The organism is Verrucomicrobium sp. GAS474 (genome assembly GCF_900105685.1).
Classification (GTDB): domain Bacteria; phylum Verrucomicrobiota; class Verrucomicrobiia; order Methylacidiphilales; family GAS474; genus GAS474.
Genome location: NZ_LT629781.1, coordinates 2568007 through 2589775 on the forward strand (window position 1 = coordinate 2568007; position 21769 = coordinate 2589775).

30 protein-coding genes and 1 other RNA gene are annotated in these 21769 nt (G+C 60.4%); 24 read left to right on the forward strand and 7 right to left on the reverse strand.

Features of this window, described 5'->3' with window-relative positions:
• The first annotated feature begins 16 nt into the window (after nucleotides 1–16).
• From BLU04_RS10645 to BLU04_RS10710, 14 genes are all read left to right on the forward strand, one after another.
• Complete coding sequence (locus BLU04_RS10645) at nucleotides 17–586, forward strand: hypothetical protein (RefSeq protein WP_157895285.1); 570 nt, start codon at nucleotides 17–19, stop codon at nucleotides 584–586.
• A gap of 57 nt (nucleotides 587–643) precedes the next feature.
• A complete protein-coding gene (locus tag BLU04_RS10650; RefSeq protein ID WP_093285667.1) occupies nucleotides 644–2506 on the forward strand; it encodes a hypothetical protein in 1863 nt (620 codons plus the stop codon).
• A 51-nt stretch (nucleotides 2507–2557) separates the two neighbouring features.
• Nucleotides 2558–3484 carry a hypothetical protein gene (locus BLU04_RS10655; RefSeq protein WP_093285670.1) on the forward strand — a complete coding sequence of 309 codons (927 nt, stop codon included), beginning with the start codon at nucleotides 2558–2560 and terminating at the stop codon, nucleotides 3482–3484.
• Nucleotides 3485–3515: 31 nt separating this feature from the next.
• Nucleotides 3516–4490 carry a hypothetical protein gene (locus BLU04_RS10660; protein ID WP_093285672.1) on the forward strand — a complete coding sequence of 325 codons (975 nt, stop codon included), beginning with the start codon at nucleotides 3516–3518 and terminating at the stop codon, nucleotides 4488–4490.
• Nucleotides 4491–4544: 54 nt separating this feature from the next.
• Complete coding sequence (locus BLU04_RS10665; protein ID WP_093285675.1) at nucleotides 4545–4742, forward strand: hypothetical protein; 198 nt, start codon at nucleotides 4545–4547, stop codon at nucleotides 4740–4742.
• 6 nt (nucleotides 4743–4748) lie between these two features.
• Nucleotides 4749–5936: a hypothetical protein gene (locus tag BLU04_RS10670; protein WP_093285677.1), complete on the forward strand. Its 1188-nt coding sequence runs from the start codon at nucleotides 4749–4751 to the stop codon at nucleotides 5934–5936.
• Between the two features lie 65 nt (nucleotides 5937–6001).
• Nucleotides 6002–6238, forward strand: a complete 237-nt coding sequence (locus tag BLU04_RS10675; protein ID WP_093285680.1) for a hypothetical protein — start codon at nucleotides 6002–6004, stop codon at nucleotides 6236–6238.
• Between the two features lie 292 nt (nucleotides 6239–6530).
• An RNA gene (locus BLU04_RS10680) (hammerhead ribozyme type II) lies at nucleotides 6531–6607 on the forward strand.
• A gap of 29 nt (nucleotides 6608–6636) precedes the next feature.
• Nucleotides 6637–7038: a hypothetical protein gene (locus tag BLU04_RS10685; protein WP_093285682.1), complete on the forward strand. Its 402-nt coding sequence runs from the start codon at nucleotides 6637–6639 to the stop codon at nucleotides 7036–7038.
• A gap of 62 nt (nucleotides 7039–7100) precedes the next feature.
• Nucleotides 7101–7571, forward strand: coding sequence for a hypothetical protein (locus tag BLU04_RS10690; protein ID WP_093285685.1), 471 nt, complete (start codon nucleotides 7101–7103; stop codon nucleotides 7569–7571).
• A 27-nt stretch (nucleotides 7572–7598) separates the two neighbouring features.
• Nucleotides 7599–11360 carry a filamentous hemagglutinin N-terminal domain-containing protein gene (locus BLU04_RS10695; protein WP_093285688.1) on the forward strand — a complete coding sequence of 1254 codons (3762 nt, stop codon included), beginning with the start codon at nucleotides 7599–7601 and terminating at the stop codon, nucleotides 11358–11360.
• Between the two features lie 287 nt (nucleotides 11361–11647).
• Nucleotides 11648–11965 (forward strand): hypothetical protein, encoded by a 318-nt coding sequence (locus BLU04_RS10700; protein WP_197672938.1) that lies wholly within the window; start codon nucleotides 11648–11650, stop codon nucleotides 11963–11965.
• Nucleotides 11962–12231: a topoisomerase C-terminal repeat-containing protein gene (locus tag BLU04_RS10705; protein ID WP_093285690.1), complete on the forward strand. Its 270-nt coding sequence runs from the start codon at nucleotides 11962–11964 to the stop codon at nucleotides 12229–12231. The genes BLU04_RS10700 and BLU04_RS10705 overlap by 4 nt, the downstream gene beginning before the upstream one ends.
• An 84-nt stretch (nucleotides 12232–12315) precedes the next feature.
• Nucleotides 12316–12639 (forward strand): hypothetical protein, encoded by a 324-nt coding sequence (locus BLU04_RS10710; RefSeq protein ID WP_093285693.1) that lies wholly within the window; start codon nucleotides 12316–12318, stop codon nucleotides 12637–12639.
• Between the two features lie 57 nt (nucleotides 12640–12696).
• Here the strand turns inward: BLU04_RS10710 and BLU04_RS10715 are convergent, their stop codons facing one another.
• Nucleotides 12697–13086, reverse strand: a complete 390-nt coding sequence (locus BLU04_RS10715; RefSeq protein ID WP_093285695.1) for a DUF4339 domain-containing protein — start codon at nucleotides 13084–13086, stop codon at nucleotides 12697–12699.
• Nucleotides 13079–13567: a hypothetical protein gene (locus BLU04_RS10720; protein WP_093285698.1), complete on the reverse strand. Its 489-nt coding sequence runs from the start codon at nucleotides 13565–13567 to the stop codon at nucleotides 13079–13081. The genes BLU04_RS10715 and BLU04_RS10720 overlap by 8 nt, the downstream gene beginning before the upstream one ends.
• Before the next feature lie 98 nt (nucleotides 13568–13665).
• Between BLU04_RS10720 and BLU04_RS10725 the strand changes: the two genes are divergently transcribed.
• A complete protein-coding gene (locus tag BLU04_RS10725; RefSeq protein ID WP_197672939.1) occupies nucleotides 13666–13959 on the forward strand; it encodes a helix-turn-helix transcriptional regulator in 294 nt (97 codons plus the stop codon).
• A gap of 12 nt (nucleotides 13960–13971) precedes the next feature.
• Here BLU04_RS10725 and BLU04_RS10730 read toward each other — a convergent pair whose 3' ends face one another.
• The 4 genes from BLU04_RS10730 to BLU04_RS10745 all read right to left on the reverse strand — a co-directional run bounded on the left by BLU04_RS10730 (nucleotide 13972) and on the right by BLU04_RS10745 (nucleotide 16145).
• Nucleotides 13972–14289: a DUF6804 family protein gene (locus tag BLU04_RS10730; protein WP_093285703.1), complete on the reverse strand. Its 318-nt coding sequence runs from the start codon at nucleotides 14287–14289 to the stop codon at nucleotides 13972–13974.
• A 3-nt stretch (nucleotides 14290–14292) separates the two neighbouring features.
• Nucleotides 14293–14544, reverse strand: a complete 252-nt coding sequence (locus BLU04_RS10735; protein WP_093285705.1) for a hypothetical protein — start codon at nucleotides 14542–14544, stop codon at nucleotides 14293–14295.
• Between the two features lie 12 nt (nucleotides 14545–14556).
• A complete protein-coding gene (locus BLU04_RS10740) occupies nucleotides 14557–15354 on the reverse strand; it encodes a hypothetical protein (RefSeq protein WP_093285707.1) in 798 nt (265 codons plus the stop codon).
• Between the two features lie 62 nt (nucleotides 15355–15416).
• A complete protein-coding gene (locus BLU04_RS10745; protein WP_093285710.1) occupies nucleotides 15417–16145 on the reverse strand; it encodes a hypothetical protein in 729 nt (242 codons plus the stop codon).
• 372 nt (nucleotides 16146–16517) lie between these two features.
• On the opposite strand from BLU04_RS10745, the gene BLU04_RS10750 reads away from it, so the two are divergent.
• The 4 genes from BLU04_RS10750 to BLU04_RS16520 are packed head-to-tail and all read left to right on the forward strand — an operon-like array spanning nucleotide 16518 to nucleotide 17986.
• On the forward strand, nucleotides 16518–17153 hold the full coding sequence (locus tag BLU04_RS10750; RefSeq protein ID WP_093285713.1) for a hypothetical protein: 636 nt from the start codon (nucleotides 16518–16520) through the stop codon (nucleotides 17151–17153).
• A 10-nt stretch (nucleotides 17154–17163) separates the two neighbouring features.
• Complete coding sequence (locus BLU04_RS10755; protein ID WP_093285716.1) at nucleotides 17164–17343, forward strand: hypothetical protein; 180 nt, start codon at nucleotides 17164–17166, stop codon at nucleotides 17341–17343.
• 5 nt (nucleotides 17344–17348) lie between these two features.
• Entirely contained in the window at nucleotides 17349–17765 is a 417-nt protein-coding gene (locus BLU04_RS10760) for a hypothetical protein (RefSeq protein ID WP_093285717.1), read from the forward strand.
• Complete coding sequence (locus BLU04_RS16520; RefSeq protein WP_157895286.1) at nucleotides 17762–17986, forward strand: hypothetical protein; 225 nt, start codon at nucleotides 17762–17764, stop codon at nucleotides 17984–17986. Before BLU04_RS10760 ends, BLU04_RS16520 begins: the two co-directional genes overlap by 4 nt.
• 89 nt (nucleotides 17987–18075) lie before the next feature.
• Here the strand turns inward: BLU04_RS16520 and BLU04_RS10765 are convergent, their stop codons facing one another.
• Nucleotides 18076–18564: a hypothetical protein gene (locus BLU04_RS10765; protein WP_157895287.1), complete on the reverse strand. Its 489-nt coding sequence runs from the start codon at nucleotides 18562–18564 to the stop codon at nucleotides 18076–18078.
• Between the two features lie 81 nt (nucleotides 18565–18645).
• Here BLU04_RS10765 and BLU04_RS10770 point away from each other — a divergent pair, with 81 nt between their 5' ends.
• The 5 genes from BLU04_RS10770 to BLU04_RS10790 all read left to right on the forward strand — a co-directional run bounded on the left by BLU04_RS10770 (nucleotide 18646) and on the right by BLU04_RS10790 (nucleotide 21741).
• Nucleotides 18646–19014 carry a S24 family peptidase gene (locus tag BLU04_RS10770; protein ID WP_093285722.1) on the forward strand — a complete coding sequence of 123 codons (369 nt, stop codon included), beginning with the start codon at nucleotides 18646–18648 and terminating at the stop codon, nucleotides 19012–19014.
• Complete coding sequence (locus tag BLU04_RS10775; RefSeq protein WP_093285725.1) at nucleotides 18989–20230, forward strand: Y-family DNA polymerase; 1242 nt, start codon at nucleotides 18989–18991, stop codon at nucleotides 20228–20230. Before BLU04_RS10770 ends, BLU04_RS10775 begins: the two co-directional genes overlap by 26 nt.
• Nucleotides 20231–20254: 24 nt before the next feature.
• The gene (locus BLU04_RS10780) at nucleotides 20255–20650 is read left to right on the forward strand and encodes a hypothetical protein (protein ID WP_093285728.1); all 396 of its coding nucleotides are present in this window, start codon (nucleotides 20255–20257) and stop codon (nucleotides 20648–20650) included.
• Nucleotides 20651–20720: 70 nt separating this feature from the next.
• Nucleotides 20721–21179: a phospholipase D family protein gene (locus tag BLU04_RS10785; RefSeq protein ID WP_197672940.1), complete on the forward strand. Its 459-nt coding sequence runs from the start codon at nucleotides 20721–20723 to the stop codon at nucleotides 21177–21179.
• Nucleotides 21180–21240: 61 nt separating this feature from the next.
• A complete protein-coding gene (locus BLU04_RS10790) occupies nucleotides 21241–21741 on the forward strand; it encodes a hypothetical protein (protein WP_093285733.1) in 501 nt (166 codons plus the stop codon).
• Nucleotides 21742–21769 lie beyond the last annotated feature (28 nt).

Below are 21769 nucleotides of genomic sequence, written 5' to 3' on the forward strand. Positions count from 1 at the left end.
TGCGAGCCCTACCACCATGAGCAAATCCTCCGACATCTGGACGGATTTCATCCTCCGCAGCGTCCCCGCCGACCAGCAGGCCCGCGTCTTGGAGCTCTGGCGCGAGGCGGACCTCGAACCGAACAGCGTGTTCGGCCGCTTCCTTTTCGCCTGCCGGGTGACGTCCGGGGCGAACAGCAGCTTTGCCGCCGAGGTCACGGAAGCCGCTCGGCAGAACACCGCATCGGCCCAGGCCCTTCGCGTCGAAATCAACCGGGCGACGAGCGAGTTCCGGGAGGCCTTCATCTCGCTGCAATCCGAGGTTCGGAAGCAGTCGCAATCATCCAACCAGCTCCTGAAAGCGATGCACGACGCTCGCTTCGACGAGTTGACCGACAAGCTGCAGGGGCTCGCGTCCGCTTTGGAGGTGGCTTCGATCACCCGCCCGCCCGCGGCTCCCGCCGATCCCATCCTCATCGCCGAGGTGAAAGCTCTCCGCGCCGACGTGAAGCGCCTCCGGGCGGCGGGACGGGATTGGTGGAAGACGGCCGTCGTCACCGTCCTTCTCGTCGGCGCCGCTTTCGCGCTCGGCCACCTCACTCACTGATCACCCCAACCAACCATTGCCGTCCCAATCAACCTTCAAGCCAACCAACACAACACCATGAAGCTCATTCACCTCCTCCAGAAGCTGGTCCAGTCCGTCCTCGATCTCTTTGATGGTCGCCCTCGCGCCGAGAAGGAGTGGCGCGCCAAGAACCCCGACTATCCCGACAACCTCCCGTTCCCGTTGACCGATGACGGCACGGCCCTCCTCCCGCGAACCCGTGTCCTCCGGAACACGAGATCGAGCGGTTACTCGGTAGTCGAGTTCCCGGAGGACGTCCCGCTCGGTTGGCGGCCGCCGAAGGGCTGGAAGATCGTCGCTGCCGAGATGCTCAACGCCGAAGACCACGGGGCCGTTCGGGTTCCAGGGCAACGCCTTGAGTCCTATCCGATGGACATGGCGCTCTTCAACTGGGACGGCACGCCGTTGGCCTTCGGCGCGAACAAGACAGCAATGCTCATTCAGCATCTCTTCGAGAACATCTTCGCCTGGGGGAAAACGGGTTCCGGCAAGACCTCCGGTACCGGACGGCGCGTCTGGGGCTCCTGCTGCCGCTTCGGTCTCGGCCTTCTCGGTCTGGCCGTTAAAATGGACGAGCCCGCAGAACTCCTCCGGCAGGCTTTGGCCGAAGGACGGCAGCTCCGTCCCAATAAAGTCGAGGACCAACGACCCAACGACATCCGGATGTTCGGGCCGGACCATGGCGAACGCTTCAACTTCGCCTCCTATCATGGCTTCCTGACGAACCGGATGGGCACGACTGCCGAGACGGTCGAGGTCCTCAATACGATCATTGGGATCGCGAAGGGGAATAGCGCCGATGTGTCGAAGCACGATTTCTGGGCCGAGCAACGTGGGCTGATGCTACAGAACGCGATCGACATTGTCCGCCACCGTCCCCACGGCGAGATCAAGCTCGAGGAGATCATGCAGTTGATCGATGCCGCGCCCACGAAGGCTGGCGTCGTCAATCGGGAGTCGGTCCTCGATCGGTGGGGTGTTGAGGCTCTGCAGCACGTCTGCACCTCGGAAGAGCTCCGTCGCCGCTTCGAGGGCGAGGTGCTGGCAGCTCGACGCTACTGGCAGGAAACCTACCCGAGCATGGAGGCCAAGACGCGTAATGACTGCCTCGCCACCATCCGCGGTTTCGTCGACGGGATGAACCGGCAGCCCATTCGCGACCTCTTCTGCACGACCACCACCGTCACGCCGAACGACATCTTCGATGGCGCTGTCGTGATCATCGACATGCCGGTCCACGCGGACCGAGCCACCAACGTCCTCGCGAACGCAATCTGGAAGGTCATGACCCAGTACGGCGCCATGCAGAGGAAGATGCCGGTGAAGAAGGAGGAGCGGGACAAGGTGCTTCCCTGCCTGATCTATGCCGACGAGGCCCACTTCCTTGCCGCAGAGAAGGACAGCGAGTACCTCAGCGTGATGCGGTCCTACCGCGTCGGGACGTGCTTCCTGAGCCAGAACGCCCCCGAATATCGCCGTCACCTCGGTGGCGGGAAGGACGGGGTCGACCGAATGCTGGGGCTGCTCGGCAACTGCGGAACGACGATCCTTCACGCCAACAGCTGCAGCGAGACCTACCGCATCTACAACGAGCAGTTCGGCAACGAGATCGCCTGGATGAAGGGCGAGAGCATGGGCTTCTCGTTGGGCGGCCTCGTCGGCGGCCTTACCGGTGATGGAGACAAGGGTGCCATCGGCGCCCTCGAGGGCGTCAATGTCGGGGACAGCCGCAGCCAGCAGATGCAGCCGGTCCTCAAGCAGACGGACATCCTCTCCCTCCGGAACGGCAGCGACGCTCACGGTGCCATTGCCGACGGCATCTGGATTCACGGCGGTGAGATCCTGCCCAACGGCAAGCCGTGGATGAAGTTCACGATCAACCGTGGCGACGACTTCTAACCAATCAGTTTCGGAAAACAACAACCCATACACAAAAGGAAAATCAGCACTATGACTGCAAACGCTCCCATCATGACGGCGACGATCCGAGGGGGTCGCCCGTTCCAGATCGACAAACGCTTCTGGGGCTACGCCGCCCTCAGCGCCTCCATCATCCCCATTACCCTCGCGCTCGCGTGGCTCGTCTTCCCCGGACTGGGGTTGATGCTCCCGAGCGTGGAGGGGACGTTCCGGGACTCGCCCCAGCTCTCCGCCGACGAGCTGGCGGGCTTCCGCAGCCAGCAGGACGGGAACCAGCTCAACCACATCTGGTATGCCGTCGTCAGCTACGACGGCATTCGGCAGTACACCCCGTTTAACGACGATACCCTGACGACAATGGGGGTATCGGAGGGCATGACGAATCGTCAGGTCGGTCAGGCGGCCGTGACCTACATCAATCGCCGATACGCGGCGGGCTCCCTCACCCGGGCCGAACTGCGGGAGGCGAAGATCATGACCGATTACGCCGCCGGGGTGGCAGGGGTGATCGAAACCACGAAGTCCTTCAAGCACTACGCCGCCAAACACGCGGCGGAAGGGAAGGATGCCTACCGGGCCGCCGTTCTCCTTTGGCGTTGGAGCCAGTCGGCCGATAACCCCGCGCCGACCCGAATGGCCTACCAGCCGCCCGTCGTTCGCGAACAGGCGTCCGCCGCTCCCATTGCCTCAAACAGTCAGGCTGCCGCCGCCCAGATGCCGCAAGACGTCTCCGTTGAGGCGCAGGCTCCCGACGCGAAGGCCCGTCTCGCTTCGATCATACCCCGAACGGCGATCCAGTTGCGTCGGCAGTTCGTGCCGTTTGTCCAGTGGCGGCAGGTCAACGCCCAGTCGGATACCCACAAACTCCTCGATGGCCTGCGGCGCCGGGACCGCGTCACCAACGCCGAGGTCGACCAATTGATTCAGCTGACCCGGATCATGGAGGCCGCCAAGTAAACAATCCCCAACCAACCCAAGAAAAAAATATATGTCTCAAGACCAAAACGACAACGGCTTCGGCAACGCCGCAATGCAGAACGCATCCCAGAAGATCACCAAGGAGGAGAAGCTTCTCACTCTGCTGATCGTCTGCTCGCTGGCCTTCTGCCGCAATGCGGCCGTCATGGCGGTGGGCCTCGGCTTGATCGGCCTCGCCTCGGGATTCGTCATCAGCCAGCTCACGAAGCCCGTGGAGGATCTCTACTGGTCGATCAAGGGCCTGTTCGATCCGGCGATGACGCGGGAGGTGTATCTCCAGCACGTCCACGGCCAGTGGGGCGGCTACTGGGCCTTCCCGTTCCTCGTCGGCGCGTCCCTCATCGCTTGGGGCATCTGGGCGAACCGGGCCGGTATCCGGTCGCATCTGAAGCAAGCGAGGAAGTTTGCGATCATCTATGTGGTCGTTTCCCTCATCGGTGCCTGCCTTATGGTGATTGACTTGGTCATCTCCAACGGAAGTAGCGTCGGTGGCCTTGTCGGTATCATCGTAGGCGTTGCTGCAGCCAGCTTCACCTTCCTCGCCGTCCCCGCTGCGGTGTTCGGCCTTCAACTCGTTCGATGGGCTGATGCGAGTCACGCCGAGCACAAACACGTCCTTGGCGAGAAGGAAGCTGACGGGACCGAGAAAGCTTGGTTCTGGGGCGCTTTCACGATTCCTCAATGGGCGGTGCGGACCGGGAAGTGGATTGCGGTTGGCACGCCGGTCATCGCCGCATTCATCCCCCTCGCAGGGATGTTCCTCGGGTGGCGTCTGCCCTTCATCGAGTTCGGATCGACCGTCGTCATCACGATCCTGCTCTTCCTCTTCCTCGCCTCGGCCTCCGTTGGCTTCCGCCTCTGGCGCTACCTCCAGACCCGCTTCGAGGTTTGGGAGGCGACGGGCGAGAAGGAAGTCCTCGAAGGGCTGATCCCCATCGACGAGGCGAAGGAGACGAAGCACGCCCGGATCACCGCGACCCTCTAACCCCATACCGTTCCGGATGCGGGAGGAAGACACCTCCCGCATCACCTCCCGCATATGAATCCGTTCTTCAAATTCCGCTCCCCCGACGGCCAGGGCGTCGTCAAACGTCAGCTCACCTCCCTCCCGGTCACGACCAACGCCACCAAGGCGGCGGCCGGCACCGTGAAGGAACGGGCCAAGCTCGAAGGCCATGCGCCCGTGTCGCATCTCAAAGGCCCGAACGACGACGAACCCTCCACTCCGAAACACTAGACCACTATGAACTCCGCCCTCATCCTCCTCCCCCCGACCATTCGCTCGAAAGGGTCCGCCCTGCGGTTCGCTCGGTATCTGCGCGACTTCGATCTCGTCGGCGCGATCTACGACGCATCCGGATTCACTGCCGCCGCCCAGAGCGGTTTCAAGGATGCGAGCGCGCTCAGCTTCGAGCCGCAGATCCGTTCCCTCGGCGCGGAGGTCGCGCGGCGGACGGAGAACAGGTCGTTTCTGTCCCCGGCTCTGCATCGAAGGGTGCTCTGGCAGATGCTGGCTGGCCACCGCATCGTCCTTGTTCCCAACGCCACCGACTGGTCCTTGAGGATCGAGGAGGAGGGGATTGAGACCGAGACCATCCTCGACTGGGCCTCCTTCGTCGAGTTCGTCCAGGCCATCGCAGAAAGCCCTTCGATGGCGCCGACCGTAACCGAGGATGGAACCTTCAGCCCCAGGCTGGTGATTGCCATCGACAAACCCGACAACGTCTTCGGCATTCCTCCCATCGACCCCGTCGCCTTTTCGCAGCTCGACGAGAAGGGAAGGGAGCAGATCCTGGGGGCCGTGATGGAGGTCTGTGCTGCGGTCGCTCCTATCATCCGAACGGCCGTCCTGCAGCCCGAGCCGACGATTGTCTGGCCCGAGGACCAGGACTTCCTCTTCGAGGGGCGCACTCTCGGAGAAATCTACACGGACGCGATCTCGCTCCTGCCCTATCTCGACCTGTCGGCGAAGAGAATCTGGGAAATCGTTCAGCGCCTCGCCCCCCAAGGAGTGACCACCGTTCGCTCGTTGGGCGTAATTCTGCCCAAGGCCCACTCGATGGCGACCTACCATCCCGAAGGGAGTGGTGGCGTTGGCTTCGGGAAGGCGCTTCTCATGGACCGCCTTGGTATAGACGCCGACGAGATCGTCCGGAAGGTGAAGGACGATGCGGAGCTGACTGCCAATCTGACAACGGTTGGCGAGTCAGCACCGTCGGCGACCGAGGAGCGGCCCGCAGCGTCAGCCGCCGAAGGCGCAAAGAGTGTACCCTTTCCGATGTTCTCGATCGACAAAGCCGCACGGGCTTTCGAGGGACTCGCGCCGTCCTCCGCCGAGGGACTGACGACCTCCAATGTGGATGCTCTCCGGGCAGGCGCGGCGCGGCGCCTCGCCGCGAGGGAGAAGGGTGGCGACGGATTGGCTAAATAAAGTCCAGTCCGTTCCAACAAAACCCTTGACGTTCCAAAAGGACCCACTACGATCCACACTAGAAGATGAAGAAGTCTCCTAAAGCGGCCCTCGAACTCTTCGCTCGGCTCCCTCCAAAGAAGAAGGGACATAAGCTGGCCGGGTACGAGGACGCGGTGGAAATGGGGCGCGACAAGGGCCTATCCTACCGGGAGATCGCAGCGATGTTCGTCGAGGACATCCTTCCGTCGGGCAGCAAAGTAACCCATACCGAAGTCCGTCTTTTTCATCTTCGTATGATCGCCAATAAGAATAGAAAATAGTCGTCGACCTCAAAGGTGGTTGTCCGAAAGGAGCCGCCCCGAGGTCCACTACTGCCAATCGGTGGATGGTTAGAGGTATAAGGCCCGGCAACGGGAATAAGCCTCCTTCCGCCGTGATCCCCCCCAAGGGGGTCCGTGGCAGATAGCGCACAAGCGTTATCTGCCGCATGAAGCCCTCCTCTCTCCCGAATCTCCCCCAAGCCCCGTGCCGCACGTCTCGTGTGGTCCGGGGCTTTTTCGTGTCTTCGTCCTCTGCGGCCGCAGCCCTGCGGCTCTCCTCTCTTCCATCCATTGCCGAAACGGCTTCCTCGTGCCCCGAGGTGCCGTCCTGCCGGGCTGAGCTCCCAGCAGCTGATGAGGCAGCTCCCTCCAATGTCCAAAACAACAGGAATCAAAATATGTCCATTGAAACAGCGAACGCCGACCTCGACATCTACACCGTCAAAGCGAAATACCACGTCGAAGGTCTTGTCGGTCTCACTCACCGGGAGGCTGACTTCCTCCTGACCTATTACTCGTCGCGCGAGATCGAGCAGTTGAAGGCCGAAGAGGAATCGACCGCCGCTCCCGAAGAGGGCGACTTCAAGATCGAGAGCGGCGTTCCGATCTCCCCGATCTACCGCTCCGGGCGAGGACCGAGATACCCCTTTGCCGACCTGCAGATCGGCGACTCCTTCTTCGCGAAGGGGTGCAAGCCCGGGACCGTGGGTAACGCCGCTCGTTCGTTCGGAGAACCCCGCGGAATGGAGTTCGTCATCCGCCGAGTCATCGGGGGCACCCGTGTCTGGAGGATGAAATAACCGAGAGCCGGATCAAGGGGGCTCCTTGAGGAGCCCCCACTACCTCCTCCTCCGAGAATCCCATGAAGAAGCACCACCTCATCGACCAGAACATCTTCGCCTTCGGCTGCAACGTCCGTCGCTTCGTCGCAAAGCGCGACCCCGGATGCTACCAGCTGACCCGCAGCACGAAGGAGACCAAGGAAGGCCCGATCACGACCGACCTCTTCGCCTTCGTCGGCTGCGGCGAGATCGTCGAGCTGATCCAGATCGAGTGGGGCCAGGGAGAGATCATCGCCGGGAAAGCCTACCTGCCGCAGACCAGCACCCGACATGGGGTAGGCATCGCCGAGCTGCAGATCGAGGCTGACCACTACAACCACATCTTCCTGAACGCGGTCGACATCCGGTCGGACGTCCTCCGGCTGGTTTGCTCCGCCTTTCGGTCCCGCCGCCTCGAGGCGGTGACGATCGGGACCGTCATCCACCCCCAATCGTGGGTCAGGGCCGAAGAGCTCATCGGCTGGCTCCTCCTCGACGCCTACCGGTCCTAGCGCCCCCAACTCAATCACCTCATCATTATGATCTCCATCCTCACGTCTGTCCGGTCCGCCCTCGGTCGCTTCGATTGCATCGAATTCGCCGAGGAGCTCTGCACTGCGGTCCTCCTCTTGTTCCTCACCGCCTTCGCGTGGTGTCTGTTCGTCGCGACGGCAGCCGCGAACCCGACAGGCGCCGACGTCGTCTCGGGGACGGCATCCATCAGTAGCAATGGGAACACCCTCAACATCGTCAACAGCAACGGAGCGATCATCAACTGGGGGAGCTTCTCCATCGGGGCAGGGGAGACGACCAACTTCCTCCAGCCGTCCAGTGCCAGCTCTGTTCTGAACCGTGTCGTAGGCAGCAACCTATCCGAGATCTACGGAACGCTGAGCTCCAACGGGAAGGTGTTCCTCATCAATCCCAACGGCGTAATGATCGGCAGCACCGGCATCATCAACACAGCGGGCTTCCTCGCCAGCACGCTCGACGTCAGCAACGCGGACTTCCTCGCCAACAATGGCAGCGGGACGATGCACTTCACCGGCAACGGCGGCGCCGGGATCACCAACTACGGAACGATCAAAGCCCTCGGAGGCAACGTGGTCCTAATGGCTGAACGGGTGACGAATGCCGGGACGATCTCGGCGACTGCTACCGCCAGCGGCAAGGGCGGGAACGTCGTCCTCGGCGGCGGGACCGACGTCTACCTGACCACGACCCAGAATGACGGAGCATACATCCGCGCGACCGGGAAGGGCCAGATCATCAACTCCGGGACCATCGACGCCGTCTCCGCGCGCCTCCAGGCGGCGGGGGGCAACGAATACGCCCTCGCGATCAACAACACGGGCACGATCAAGGCCACTGGCGTCGTCCGCCGCGGCGGGCATGTCTATCTTCTCTCGCCCGATTCCACGATCTCCAACTCCGGCTCAATCATCGCCAAGAAGGTAGACGGCAGCGGCGGCAAGATCTTGGCGAGCGGAGGCACAGCACTCAACTCCGGCATCCTCGACGCTAGCGCCTCGTCCGGCAAGGGCGGCAAGGTGACGATGCAGGGCAACTACGTTGCCCTCTACGACGGCGGCTCGATCTACGTTTCCGGCCCCTCGGGCGGTGGAACCGTCATGATCGGCGGCGGCGCCCACGGTGCGGACCCTCACGTCCTGAACTCCCAAAGCACCTTCATCGGTTCCGGCTCCATCATCAATGCCGACGCCACGGTGAGAGGCAATGGTGGCACCGTCGCCGTCTGGAGCGACGGAACGACCCGCTTCTACGGTTCGATCTCGGCCAAGGGTGCGGGGGCTGGTCTCGGTGGCTGGGTCGAGACGAGCGGCCATACCCTCGTCGCCCAGGGCTCTGTTGCTACGGGAGGCGGAACGTGGCTCCTCGATCCGAGCGACGTCGTCATTGGCGACGCCTACTCGGACTCCGTCTCCTACGCGGATTCGACCAGCTACGACTTCTCGACGGCCTCCGACACCTCCTATATCTCCACCGGCTCACTCATGGCGGCGATGGCCGACAACGACGTAGACGTAACGGCATCCGGCTCGATTCTTGTCGACGGAGCAACAGCTTCACTCACTGGCGGCCATACACTTAACCTGACGGCCCAAACCGGTGGGATCACGATCCAGGGCTCGGATTTGGAAGGGGATTACAGCCTCGCAGCAATCGCAGGCGACGCGGTTACCATCACCGGTTCGACGATCAACTCCTCCGGGACCGTGAGGCTCAGCGGAACGTCGGTATTCAGCGATTCGGATCTCTACGTCTCCGCCCTAAACCTGTCTGGTGCCTCCGTTGAGGTCGATGGGCAGATCACCACTACTTCTGGTGCTCTATCGGTCACATCCACCGGGCCGGTGCTTTTTCAAGGCGTCAGCGCCACTGCGTCGTCCTCGGGAGGCACGGCCATTTCCATTGCGGCAGGCGGGCCGGTCGAGATCGATGGGGAGATCGACTACACCGGCAAGGCGAGCATCTCGACCACCAACGCCGACGTCACCCTCAACCACGACGTCATCGGTGACGGGGATCTTTCAGTGTCTGCCCTGGGCTCTATTCGAGTCTCAAACGTCACTACCTCGCCGGGCAGTGTTTACCTCAATGCCGGGACAAACGTGACCATCGCCGGAAACGTGACGTCCGTCGCCTCGAGTGCCGCCCATGACGTTCTTAACGTGGTCGCCGGGGGAGATGTGGTCATCAACCTGAACAAGATCGTTGACGTCACCGGCTCAGTGACGATTCAGGCTGGGGATCGTCTGACCATTGCGGGAAGCAGTCTTATAGTCGAGGACGGGGCTCCCTATGGTTGGATCTCGAATCTTTCGATCTCCAGCCCGAACGGACTGGACGTCGCGTCTTCCTCTCGGGCGACCCATATCGCGAATAACGACCCGCTGGGTCAGGTAATCGTCAACGTCGCCAACGGAACGCTTTCGATCACCAGTTCGGGCAGTTTGGTCTCAGGCATTTCAGCGGCCGGAGATCTGCTGCTGAACGCGCAGCAGCTCATGGTTCGAAGCGGCAATGTTGGCGCCGGTGGTAACGCCACGGTCAATATCGCGGGGGATGTTACGCTCACCGCCAATGGCAGCGCTTTTCCTGCAAGCATCTCGTCGGGCGGGCTCATGGACATCACCGCGGGCGGAACGATCAGCATGGGTGTCTGGACGGGCGTGTCAGGCGACAGTGGTGTTTCGATTTCCTCCGGCTCCGGCTTTGTCTGGAACTCCAATATCTCCCGGTGGACGTCAGTGACGTCGAGCAGCGGCGCCGTTAGTGTTTCGAGCGGGTCGGGCTTTTCGGGCACGAACCGGCTCGTCATCAATGCCGGGACAAACGTCCGTCTCTCTTCCGGGGGAGAGATCGACCTCGCCAACTCGTCGAACGGTGTTTCGGCGTTCACTGCGCCGACGATGGCTGTCGGGGGGGAATCCGCGATTTATCTCAACGCCACGGACTATGCGGCGATCCTTCCGAATGGGTCTCAGCTCCTAACCGTCCAGGTCGGCGACTCGAGCAGCACCTATGGTACGGTTCCCGACCTCTCCGGCGTTTCGATAACCAGTACCGGTCTGACTGCGGGTGACACCCTCGCGGCCCTCGGCATTGGCGGCCTGACTACGACGGCCACCGCTTCCTCGCCGATTGGAACGTATGGAATTACCAGCAACATCGCATCGGGGACGGTCATTGGGAACTACCTCGTCTACTCCTTGGACGGCACGCTGACGCTGAGCGCCCCGCTCCCGACGCCTCCGCCTGTCGCTCCGGCCATCCTCTCAACAGCTACCATTGAGGTGCCGCGCATCCCCTTCCAGCAAGAAGGCATTCCCCTTCGGCTAGACCGGACCGACGTGGGCTATGAGGTCATCTATGCCAATCGTCCGGGCTCCCAGGAGATCGCCTCGGTTAATGGCAACACCGTGAAGGTGATCTACAACGACTTCCGTCCAGCTAAGGGAACGCTGGTTGGGACCCACTGGACCCCTTCCGGCCGCGCCGTGGCAAAAGCTCAGACGCCGAGCGTCGTCGGTACTCCTGAACACCGCTTCGTCGTCAGGAACCCGGACGCCGATGAGATCGTGGTCGGGCAAGGCAATTACAAGATCTCCCACGGCGCCGTCAGTCCCGCCACTGAAGCCGAGATGCCGAAGATGCGGATGGCGGAAACGCCGACTGCCTCCGTCCCTATCGCCCTGCCTCCATTCCAGCCACACGGCGCGCGGGGCTTCGAGGATGACGCTCAGAACCCTGCGAAACTCGTCGGGGGATGGTGGTAGGCCTCGACACCTAAACCAATGAAAACGACTGACAACCCCCTCGACTGGGCCTCCCTTGGCATCTCGACCGCGCTCGCGGCGGGCCTGATTACCTACCTGCTCCTGACGTGAAAGGCTTCTCGGCAGCCGGCCTCCTCGGCAACAGCGCGTTGATGTCCCGTAATCCTGAGCTGGCGCGCCGTCTTGGGGCGGTTGCTCCCACACCCGCGCCAACCGCTCCCGCCTCCGCTACGCCCATCCAAAAGGTCCCGAGAGGCGGGGGAGGGGGTGCGGGCACCGACAGGAAAATGACGAAGGAGGAGCGCGCCTATGAGCGAATCCTTGAGGCGAGGAAGAACAAGGGCGAGATCCTCGCCTACGGATTCGAGAGCACCAAGCTGCGCCTCGCCTACAACACCACCTACACCCCGGACTTCGAGGTGACGATGCCGGACGGCCGCACCGAGTTTCACGAGGTGAAGGGCGGCTATATCTACGACGGCGCCCTCGACAAGTTCAAAATGGCGGCGGCACAGCGGCCGTGGAACCGCTTCCTCCTCATCCAGAAGGGGGTCATCAAGTACGACTTCAACGACCCCACCAAAACAGAAAGGAACAACCCATGATTCAGTTTGAGGACTCACCCACTCCGGAGCCGTTCGATTCGGCCAAGCCCGACTACTTCACCTTCCCGAGCCACCCGGGCGTCCGCTTCTGGAAGGAGAAGGCTGGCCGCGCCATGACCGAAGAGGACTATAGAACCATCCTCGCCTCGGAAAGACCGGTCGAGCTGGAAGGCTTCATCAGCCGCGCCGGTAAGCCGTTCTCCGCCCCTTGCCGCTTCAATCCCGAGACGAAGACCGTCGAGTTCGTCTTCGACGAACGGGGCTAGAGCGCCGGCTGCGTTTCACCCCTTCCTTTTGGCGTGGCCGCCGCAGGAAGGGGCGAAACACCTGAACCAAGATCTTTAAGCATTATGAAAACGAAACTGCCGGTCGGAACCAAAGCCATCGAAATTCAGCACATCTCCCTCGCGAAGGGCGGATGGGAGTGGGCGCGCACCCGCGGCGAGATCCGCGTCGCCGCCATCGACCCCGAACGCTACCACCGTAAAACGAACCACAAAGGCTATCTCGGAACCTTCTCCCGGTCGTCAGATGTCACCTTTGACTACCCGGCCGGCAAGTGGGGATACGGAAGGGCGGAGAAAAAGGCACTAGAGATCGCCAAGAGCCTTGCGATGAAGTTCGACCTCCCGCTGTTCAAGGACGGTAAGCCGCTCGATCTGGCGAACGCCTGAAATGAAAAGAGGGAGGGGGACGGCCCCCTCCCTCCAGTCCCCCCAAATTGTTGTCGGCTAGCGTAGCGAAGCCAGGGGCTGCCACCCGGCCATCCCCTTCGTCCAGACGAGCGCCGTCCTCGGGAGCTTCCCTGAGTTGGCGAGGGCCTCGATCTGCGAAAGGTCGACTGGGCCGACCTTCTTCCCGTCGGCCTCGTAAAACCAGTTGGCGCTTTGGGGAAGGGGAGGCGGCTCGTTTTCCGGGTCACGGCCTTCCGCGACCGCCATCGCGTGGCGAGCAGGGCGCAACTGCTCTTCTTTTTTCAGACGATCATAGGCTTCCAGGTAGCGGACACCCTTACACTCGCCGGGTACAGCGACCTTCGTCACCTTACGCAAGTGAAGGAAGAAGAGGATGCCGACGAAAACAGCACCGAAGGGCATCGTGCCCATCAAAAAATCAACCATAGTTCAGCTCGTTTTCTACGCGGTTAATCGACCTTTGGAGGTTGGAAATTTCATCCGACCGACGCTTCTTTTCTTCGTCCTGCTTCGCAGCGCGATAGAGAACGATCAGGACCGCCGCGACGGAAAGGACCCCCAACCAAAACATGAGAGGGAGGATGATGGCTCCGAGCTCAGGGCTGCATTCAGCGATAACGTCGCGGATCACCGCTTTGACCATCCGCCACGATAACCATGTGATAAGTGCCCCTCCGGGAACCACCAATAGGGCATAAAACCCGCAGGCAAAGCCAAAGAGAAAGATGGCGATTCCGACCGGCATAATGACGAACGAGAGGACGATCTTGGCGACGCGCCAGATCGTTGCAGGCCTATGCCCATAGGCCGCCTCGCAGACGAGGTTAATCTCTGCAAGGCGATCGTACTTGGATTTGGCCCACCAGCCGAGGCCCGCGGCGAGGGCGGCAAGGATTAAATAAAACATCCAACCCCCCGGTTTAATTGAGACATAGCTCTTTCTGGTACAGAAAAGAGCACGGCGACGCAAGTGAATTAGGTGGAGTATGCTCCCTGTTGTCGTGGGTGGATTTCTCCAAAATCTGCTTCGTGTCTAAATCCGAGCAAAAACGTCGTCCCGCCAAACGCAAGGTGGTCCGGCGTCCAAAAGCCCCCGACTACGGGGCTGAGTTCGGTCGTCGCCTGAAGAAGGTCCGGGCCGAAGCGGGTCTTACACAGGAGACGCTTGCGGAGCTGGCCGACATCTCCACCGATTATGTTAAACGTCTCGAGGGTGGCCACTACGTTCCGACCATTGCGGTCGTCGACAGCATCCGTTGCGCCCTGAATCTCTCGTGGGACCAGATGATGGGCTCATAGGCCCCCGAGCATCTATTCCTTCGGCACTTGCCGAATTAGGCTCATCGAGCCGAACGCGACGGCGATGGTGGCGAGGTTAATGATCGACCACAACCCTCGGTTCAGGTGCAGAGGCATGAAGGGGTTGTAGACGATAGCCGTGATCCCGCAGATCCACACCCAGTTCTGCTTTTCCAGCTTCGACGCTTTCAACGCCAGAAAAACGAAGACCCCAAACACCACCAGCCGTAGGAACATGTAGAAGCCGTAATGGAAGTGGCCGAACAGGGCCAACACCAGCAAAACGATGACGACGATCTGGGGCAGGACCTGCGTGGGAGTCGGGCGCATGGCCTAAGCCTTTGCTTTCTTGGCTGCCCAACGCGCTTTCTGCGCCGCAGCCATCTTCGCCTTCACTTCAGGAGAGAGCTTCTTGCGAGGTTTCCGCGCCTTGCCGGGGGAAGTGAGCCTGTCGCCGACGTCGGTGCCGAGGGCCTCGAGGCGGCGGTTGATCTTGGCGATCTGCGCGGAGATTCGCTCATGTTCCCGCTTCAACCGGATAGCGAGGCGAAGGTCGGCGACGGAGAGGCTGAGGAGAGAGCGCATGGTAATTTGGTTTTAGGTTTTCTTGTCGAACTTGGCTTGGAACCGCGCCCACCACTGGATCAGGCGCGCATGGTCGGGACTGGTATCGACGGTCGGCCATCCTTGATTGACGAAGGAATACGCCATCTTGCCCATGCTGAGAGCAGCGTCGTTTTGACCATTTGTGAGCTCCGTGGTTTTAACTGAAGGACCGAAGCTCTGGACAAGGCACGTCTTCAACTTGTCGACGTCGGCTTTTGTGAGTTGGATGGAGGAGAAGTCGTTCTTCGCCTTCGTCATCCGCTCGGTGTCGAGAAGCAGACTATAGATGCCGAGGTTGGTTTTGAGAATCGAGAGCCAAAGATCGTGCAGTTCTGTTTCGTTCGTCGAGATCTGTTTTGCGATGGTACCCCGCTGGCCGTCGGCCAAGCCCGGATTGTTGGCAAGGCTTTCCCAGAAAGAGATCGAGGCGTCATATTTCCCCATCAACGCGGCGTATTGGTATTCGAGGAGCAGGATATTCCTCTCCATGTGGACGTCGGGGCACTTTTCGCTGTCCACCAGATCCTTACCTGCTCGGGCGACGGCGGCTTTACAGCTCTCGAGGTATTGAACGGCCTCTGTCGCCTGAGTCTGGAGATCTTGGGGATTGCTGCTCTTGGCCGGAACCTCGGCGATGAGAGCCGCCCCACGATAAAGCCGTTCCAATCGAAGCTCGATGGCGGACGATCGGCTAACCTGTTCGCTCGTGGCAATCATGAAGAACGTCTTCCCGGCCCAGACGGCGGCGATCAAAAGCAGAACAATAATGAGGGCACCGGTTTTCTTCATTACGGCAAGAAGTAGCCCCACCAATTAAAACGACAAGGACTTTGAGCGTACTACGGAAAGGATTAACTAAACCGCGCTTCGCCGCAGTGAGAGGTGCAGCCGAAGTATTTAATCATCCGTTTGCCTTCGCGATTTTCGCCGTAGGCATAGCTCAATTGACCGGGCGTGCAGATAGGGCAAGGGAGGGGACTCTGGTGTCCTGCCTCATCATGGGCCTTGATTGCCGCGAAGAGGACGGACCACTTCTTCGTCGTCCGCTCCGATTCGGCTTTTTCCCTGTCCCGCTTTGCTTCTTGCAACTCGTCAGCTCTGGTCTTCTCGAACTGGAGCTGCCGCTTCAGCGTCTCGATCTGCTGAAGGTTCCGTTGTTCCACATACTCGGACGTCAGCTTCTCATCGTAATTTCGGTTCATATCGCTGAGAGCGGTTTTAGTGATTTGGAGGTGGCGCTCGGTTGAAATAATCCGAGGCTCGAAAAACTCCTTCTGGTAATCGGTCGCGGTCTCGATCTGGGCCTTCATCAAGGTCAGGCGGTCGGTTAGCTTCCTCTCGTAGCGCGTCAGGGCTCTCGCAGCTTTAGCTCGCGCGCGGCGATCGTACTCCCATTGATCTCCGGTGTAGACGATCCACCTAATGCCGGGATCGTTCCGCATCTTCCACCACCAGCTGAAGCTCGTTCGTGCGATAAAGGCGGCTTCGCCCGGGAAAAGGTACCGAAGCGCGTAGCAAATGAAGAAAAACAGTCCAACCGCACCGGCGATGCAGGAAATAATTACGCTGTCGGTATCCATAGAGTGCTCCTTTGTGGTCTTTAACTGACGAAGGCCATCGCCGTCCAGAGGATTGCGCCGTCCACCTGATCGCGGCGCGAAGAACCCCCGCCCCCCTAGCGTTCAGTCGCGGGCGTCAAGGTAGTGCCGCTGCGCGGCCTCCACCTTGACTCCCACTCCCTCCACGCTACAGCCCCGGTCGCCCCCGCGAATCGAGGGAAGCCCTCGCTTCGCCTTCTATCCAGACGGCTTGCGCCGTAAAGGGAGGGGTTGTTCGAGCACGCCCTCCTTCTGACGAAGGGCGTGCCCGCCAACTTCAATGCTCGCTGAAGAGCTGAGCCCCGGGAGGGGCCGAATTGAAGAAAAGAGCGGGCCGCACTTCGGAAAGAAAACATGACCGACACGCCGAACGCTGAATATTGCCAGATCGAAAAACAACGCCTTGCCCGGGACCTCGTCGCCTCCGACGTTCACGGGAACGTCTCCAGCCTCATTGCCGACCTTGCCAAGCTGCCCGAAGGGGAACACTACGACGAGGCCCTCTCGCTCTCCATGCCGCAACCGGATTATGTTGCGACGGTCGAGGAAGCGGGGGAGCTGGAAGACTGGGAAGACGCGCTGGAACTCCTCAACCGCGAGGCATCCGGCTTCTTCGTTGATACCGCGATCCTCGGTGCCGAACGCATTGCCGAGGCCCGCGACGAGGACAAGGGCCGGGACGCTGATGACATCCGCCGCCTCGAGGCGCGGCGCTACGTCGTCGACCATTGCCGAGAGAATCCGGACGACGCCGAAAAGGTGTGTGACGAGCTCCGCCTCGAACTCGTCGAAAACGAGGTCTACGAGCATTGGGTTGTCTCTCGTTGGTTGAAGCAGCGGCTGGCGGAGAAGGGCGAAGTCGTCGGCGAGCTTTACGGGCTCAGCGTCTGGGGCCGGTGCTGCACCGGTCAGTCTATCGCGCTGGACTGCGTCTTTCAGGACATTGCCGTCGAGCTTGAAAACGTCCGCGGCGGCCGGGACCAGAAGTAAGGAGCGCCCCATGTTCCAAACCCTCGTCTATCGCGGCTTCTTCATCCACCTCAGCCACCCTGCCCGAAAGGGCGGGGGAAGCGAGGTCATCGAGATCCAAAGTCCCCGTTTCAAGTTCCTGCCCTACGAGCCCAAGACCCTTGCCGGAGCAAAACGCCTCATAACCCGCCTTTCCAAAACCAACTCCTAGCCCCCATGAAAAATCTGATTCGCTTCGTTAATCGCCGCGGCGACGTTCGCCTAATGGAAGTTTCCATGCGCCTTGTCGTCGACGGCTTTAATCCGCTCGTTGTCGAGAACATCGGTTTCAATAGTTATTACCACCCTACGGAGCTTTTGCTGTCGGTGGCTCACTATGGGACGCAAAACGGTGACGCGATGCGGGACCCGGAGATCGTCTTCGCCGCCGAGTTCGACCGGGAGGGGAAGCTCTCCAAGCTCCATCCCTGCTATTTCAGGAACGATTATCTCGGGCTGGAGACGCAGGGGTATTTCGAGGAGGAGGGGCGGCAGATGATGCGTCCGCAGCTGATCGCGGAGTGGCGGCGCTTTGCTGTCCAGTGGGACCGGAACCTCGTCGCCCAGGGCTTTTTCAATGGGAGTGCCCGATGAGCGTGGCACCCAATCCCTACACGTTCGCCCGTTTGGGGAAGCGGTTGGACGTTGAAACGAAAATGGCCGAGGCCCGCGCCGCGGGCGTCCTGGTGACGGAGGACCGGGATGCCGGGACCGTCAAGGCGACCCACCAGGGGCAACTCGTCTTCAAGGCTCTCGACAAGGGCGGGGGAGGGTGGATCGTCATCTACTCCTCCGCCTTCTTCAGCGAGAAGTGAGACGTGTCGGATCGCGCCGCCCGTTCGGGCGGCGCGATGACCGCTTTACCCTGGCAGGGCCGCTCTACCAGCCGCTTAGACAGCGGGTGTTATGCTTCTTTGAGTGCGCCAGCCGAGAAGTGTTTCAACCAGCCGATATGTCGGCCCTTCTTCTTCTGGGCGGCATAGACGTCGCGGTAAACCTGCGTCGGCTGGAACAGATACATCACGTTATCAACTTCGACCGCTATCGAGAGCTGATTGAATTCGATAGCGAGACCGTTTGCCATTTCGTTGATTTCCTTGAGGCGATCCGTCGAGAGGTCTTGGCAGAAGGAATAGCAGAGCGTCACATCTTCTTTGTGAACGTGCATCGTTGCTTCATCGACGAAGTATCCAGTTCCCTGTACGTGAGTAGCGCCCTTGAGTTCGAGTAAGAGGTATCGCATGACCCCGTCGATGAGCGACTGACGTCGCTCCGGAGGCATCGTTTCGGCTCCGGCACCTTCCTTACTCGGTAGGTAGAAAGTTACCTTTTTTGGAGCTTTATTCTTTTGAGGGAGCCAGTCGATGAAACCTTGGGGATGACGCATTTTCATTAGCTTTGTAGCCCGCCGATTCTACTCAGGCAATTCGGATAGAACTTGACGAGTTCCTTGGTGTTATTATACAAGCGAATAATGATACCTGGGCTCCTTGAACTCCCGTTCCTCGTCGCCCAGATCCCTGCGGGGTTCCCGTCCCCGGCTGATGATTACAGGGAAGAGCCGCTTAATATTCAGCAGCTCGTCACGCGGAACCCGCTTGCCACCTTCTTCGTTCGCGCCCATACGCACGCTCTCCCCAGCCGCGGGATCGAACTGGGCGATCTCCTCGTCATCGACCGCTCCCGCACGCCGTCGCCGGGGCAGGTGATCCTCGCCGTCGAGGACGGAGAGATCCGTCTCCGCGAAATGCCGTCGAGCGGTGAGATCGAGGTGTGGGGCCTCGTCACCTACACGCTCAAGGAACTGACCAACGCGTATGTTCGCCCTCATCGACTGCAATAATTTCTACGCTTCCTGTGAGCGGGTCTTCTCCCCAAAGCTCAACGGGAAGGCTGTCGTTGTCCTCAGCAACAACGACGGATGCGTGATTGCCCGTTCCAACGAGGCGAAGGCCCTCGGCGTCGAGATGGGCGCCCCGTTCTTCAAGGAGAGGGAGCGCCTTGAGAAGAACGGCGTTGAGGTCTTTTCCAGCAACTACGAGCTCTACAGCGACATGTCGCGCCGGGTCATGGGCACCCTTGCCTTGTTCTCGGGGGAGATCGAGGTCTACTCCATCGACGAGGCGTTTCTTCGCCTCACCTTGGCCCCGGACCGCCTCCGCGATCACGCTACCGAGATCCGGGCGACCGTGAAGCAGTGGACTGGCATTCCCGTATGTGTGGGAATTGCCACAACAAAGGTCCTAGCCAAGCTCTCCAACCGCTTTGCCAAAAAGAACGCCGGGACCGGTGGGACCCACTTTCAGGCCGCACCCACCGAAGAGTTCCTCTCTCGCTTCGACGTGGAAGACGTCTGGGGCGTCGGCGGCCGTTGGGGGGAACGGCTGAATGCCGGAGGCATCAAGACGGCGTGGCAGCTTCACGAGGCGAACCAGAGCTGGATTCGCGCCGAGTTCGGCGTGGTCCTGCTGCGTATCGTCTACGAGCTCCGGGGCGTCTCCTGCCTTTCGCTTGAGGAAGTGGCCCAAGACAAGAAGGGCATCGTCTCTTCCCGTTCCTTCTCTCGCTCCGTTACCGACATCGACGAACTCCGGCAAGCGGTCCGCGACTACCTGTCGACCGCAGCCGAGAAGCTCAGGAGCCAGGCGTCCGTCGCCGGCCGGGTGCAGGTCCATATCCTGACGGCCCGCCACGGCGACAAGCCGAAGTATTCCAACGCCGCCGAAGGCGAGCTCGACGAGCCGACCGACGACACCGCCACTCTGATCCGCCGCGCCATGCCGCTCCTCGATGCGATCTACCGGGAAGGCTTCGAGTATCGAAAGGCCGGGGTTTACCTCACCTCGATCTCTCCCGCCTCCCTGATCCAGCGCGACCTCTTCGGCGTGCCCATCGAGAAGAGCGAAAAGCAAAAGACGCTCATGGCCGTGATGGACCAGCTCAACCGGAACGGGCGCCGGGTCCACTTCGGGGACGCCGGACGGAAAGGGTGGACGATGAAGCGTGGACGCCGGAGCCAGTCGTTTACAACGGACTGGAAAGACCTTTTGTCGGTTTAGCCAAAACCAAGTAAGGAGGACAGCATGATGAATATCGAAAAAGTGAAAGGAGCCTTGAATGGGATCTCCCTGAATAATTGGATCGGGATCGGGACGCTCGTTTTGAACACGGTCCTCCTCTCCGTCGTTATTGCGAAGCTCTCGAGCATTGAGCTTAATACCGGCTACTCTCCCGATGTTCAAAACGTCATGATCGTCAATAAGGACGCCGTGCCGGTGGAGCTGTCGAAGATCGCCGACCGGGATCTCGAATGGGACAACAACGTGTGGCGCCCCCCGTTCCTCGGCCTTCGTAAGCAGAATCCTATTCACTTGAAGGGAGAGCCTGAAGAGAATGTTTCCGATCGGTCGCCCATGAGTGTCGAGCCGTTTGTCTCCGGGGGCGTGTTTGTTGGAAAGGTTCCCCCTCAGTGGCCTTGAACTAATCCAGATGATGATTGGTTGGCGATTCCTGTTTCTCTTCGTCGCTATTCTCCTCCCGTTTCAGGGATTGAAGGCCGCCTCCATCAGCGTCTTCTTCTCGCCGAACGGCGGGGCGATGGAGGCCGTCGTTCGCGAGTTGGGGGCGGCGAAGGAGACCGTGACGATCCAAGCCTACGGCTTTTCGTCCGCTCCGATCGCCAAGGCGATCCTCGCGGCGAAACAGCGGGGAGTGGCAGTAAGGGCCATTCTGGACAAGAGCAACGAAACGGCGAAATACAGCTCGGCGAAGTTCCTCGCCAACGCCGGGATTCCGGTCTGGATCGACTACCTCCCCCACATCGCCCATAGCAAGGTCATGGTAATCGACTCGAAGACAATCATTACCGGCAGCTTCAATTTCACGAAATCGGCGGAGAGCAGTAACGTCGAGAACCTCCTCGTCATTCATCGACGACCTACGCTTGCCAAACAGTACAACGAAAACTTCGAGAAGAGATTGGCTCTTTCTCGGGCCTACCAACCTTGATCTTGAGGTTTAAACCGGGCACAAACGGGGCCGAATCACAAACTCAACAGAAGGCACAAAAATGAAAAGGCTGACGAAAGAGCAAGCCGCGGCGTTCATCTCCAAAGCAAATATGCTTACGAATCCAGTGAAGCCGCACGAAGCTAGGATTATTCAAAATATTCTCCAGGGAAGCGAAACGCTCCATGGGTGGAGGTTCAAAAATCACCTATTTTGTCAGGGTTGCCATAAAGAACTGAGCGTCCTCGATTTGTTTTTAAGTTCCTTGGAGAGGCACAGCCCTCAGTACCTTCATGATTATCTCTACGAAGGGAAGATTTCGAGCGGTGGTGAGACAATTTACGAAGCCGAGGGGCAACCGACGATACAGGTCTTTAAGCACGGACTTACCGTTATTTGCACTGGTTGCGGGGTTGCCAATCGCAGTGAAAACGCGCTGGGCTGTGACTACTATCTGTATTCTCGGCCTGTCCGACCAAACGGCGTGATTAGTCTATCGGAATATTGGTTTGAGAAAATTATGGCTCAGATTGAGCAGGACGACGCACGCCGAAAGGGCTAGCCGGTATCGGGAGCTATCCAGGGATTCC

Coding starts and splice junctions, on each gene's coding strand:
- BLU04_RS10740 (WP_093285707.1), bottom strand. CDS start 15,354: ATGAAGAAAACCGGTGCCCTCATTATTGTTCTGCTTTTGATCGCCGCC.
- BLU04_RS10720 (WP_093285698.1), bottom strand. CDS start 13,567: ATGTTTTATTTAATCCTTGCCGCCCTCGCCGCGGGCCTCGGCTGGTGG.
- BLU04_RS10665 (WP_093285675.1), top strand. CDS start 4,545: ATGAATCCGTTCTTCAAATTCCGCTCCCCCGACGGCCAGGGCGTCGTC.
- BLU04_RS10775 (WP_093285725.1), top strand. CDS start 18,989: ATGTTCGCCCTCATCGACTGCAATAATTTCTACGCTTCCTGTGAGCGG.
- BLU04_RS10780 (WP_093285728.1), top strand. CDS start 20,255: ATGATGAATATCGAAAAAGTGAAAGGAGCCTTGAATGGGATCTCCCTG.
- BLU04_RS10750 (WP_093285713.1), top strand. CDS start 16,518: ATGACCGACACGCCGAACGCTGAATATTGCCAGATCGAAAAACAACGC.
- BLU04_RS10655 (WP_093285670.1), top strand. CDS start 2,558: ATGACTGCAAACGCTCCCATCATGACGGCGACGATCCGAGGGGGTCGC.
- BLU04_RS10770 (WP_093285722.1), top strand. CDS start 18,646: ATGATACCTGGGCTCCTTGAACTCCCGTTCCTCGTCGCCCAGATCCCT.
- BLU04_RS10645 (WP_157895285.1), top strand. CDS start 17: ATGAGCAAATCCTCCGACATCTGGACGGATTTCATCCTCCGCAGCGTC.
- BLU04_RS10710 (WP_093285693.1), top strand. CDS start 12,316: ATGAAAACGAAACTGCCGGTCGGAACCAAAGCCATCGAAATTCAGCAC.
- BLU04_RS10755 (WP_093285716.1), top strand. CDS start 17,164: ATGTTCCAAACCCTCGTCTATCGCGGCTTCTTCATCCACCTCAGCCAC.
- BLU04_RS10705 (WP_093285690.1), top strand. CDS start 11,962: ATGATTCAGTTTGAGGACTCACCCACTCCGGAGCCGTTCGATTCGGCC.
- BLU04_RS10715 (WP_093285695.1), bottom strand. CDS start 13,086: ATGGTTGATTTTTTGATGGGCACGATGCCCTTCGGTGCTGTTTTCGTC.
- BLU04_RS10650 (WP_093285667.1), top strand. CDS start 644: ATGAAGCTCATTCACCTCCTCCAGAAGCTGGTCCAGTCCGTCCTCGAT.
- BLU04_RS10735 (WP_093285705.1), bottom strand. CDS start 14,544: ATGCGCTCTCTCCTCAGCCTCTCCGTCGCCGACCTTCGCCTCGCTATC.
- BLU04_RS10700 (WP_197672938.1), top strand. CDS start 11,648: ATGACGAAGGAGGAGCGCGCCTATGAGCGAATCCTTGAGGCGAGGAAG.
- BLU04_RS10670 (WP_093285677.1), top strand. CDS start 4,749: ATGAACTCCGCCCTCATCCTCCTCCCCCCGACCATTCGCTCGAAAGGG.
- BLU04_RS10695 (WP_093285688.1), top strand. CDS start 7,599: ATGATCTCCATCCTCACGTCTGTCCGGTCCGCCCTCGGTCGCTTCGAT.
- BLU04_RS10765 (WP_157895287.1), bottom strand. CDS start 18,564: ATGAAAATGCGTCATCCCCAAGGTTTCATCGACTGGCTCCCTCAAAAG.
- BLU04_RS10760 (WP_093285717.1), top strand. CDS start 17,349: ATGAAAAATCTGATTCGCTTCGTTAATCGCCGCGGCGACGTTCGCCTA.
- BLU04_RS10745 (WP_093285710.1), bottom strand. CDS start 16,145: ATGGATACCGACAGCGTAATTATTTCCTGCATCGCCGGTGCGGTTGGA.
- BLU04_RS10790 (WP_093285733.1), top strand. CDS start 21,241: ATGAAAAGGCTGACGAAAGAGCAAGCCGCGGCGTTCATCTCCAAAGCA.
- BLU04_RS16520 (WP_157895286.1), top strand. CDS start 17,762: ATGAGCGTGGCACCCAATCCCTACACGTTCGCCCGTTTGGGGAAGCGG.
- BLU04_RS10675 (WP_093285680.1), top strand. CDS start 6,002: ATGAAGAAGTCTCCTAAAGCGGCCCTCGAACTCTTCGCTCGGCTCCCT.
- BLU04_RS10730 (WP_093285703.1), bottom strand. CDS start 14,289: ATGCGCCCGACTCCCACGCAGGTCCTGCCCCAGATCGTCGTCATCGTT.
- BLU04_RS10660 (WP_093285672.1), top strand. CDS start 3,516: ATGTCTCAAGACCAAAACGACAACGGCTTCGGCAACGCCGCAATGCAG.
- BLU04_RS10685 (WP_093285682.1), top strand. CDS start 6,637: ATGTCCATTGAAACAGCGAACGCCGACCTCGACATCTACACCGTCAAA.
- BLU04_RS10690 (WP_093285685.1), top strand. CDS start 7,101: ATGAAGAAGCACCACCTCATCGACCAGAACATCTTCGCCTTCGGCTGC.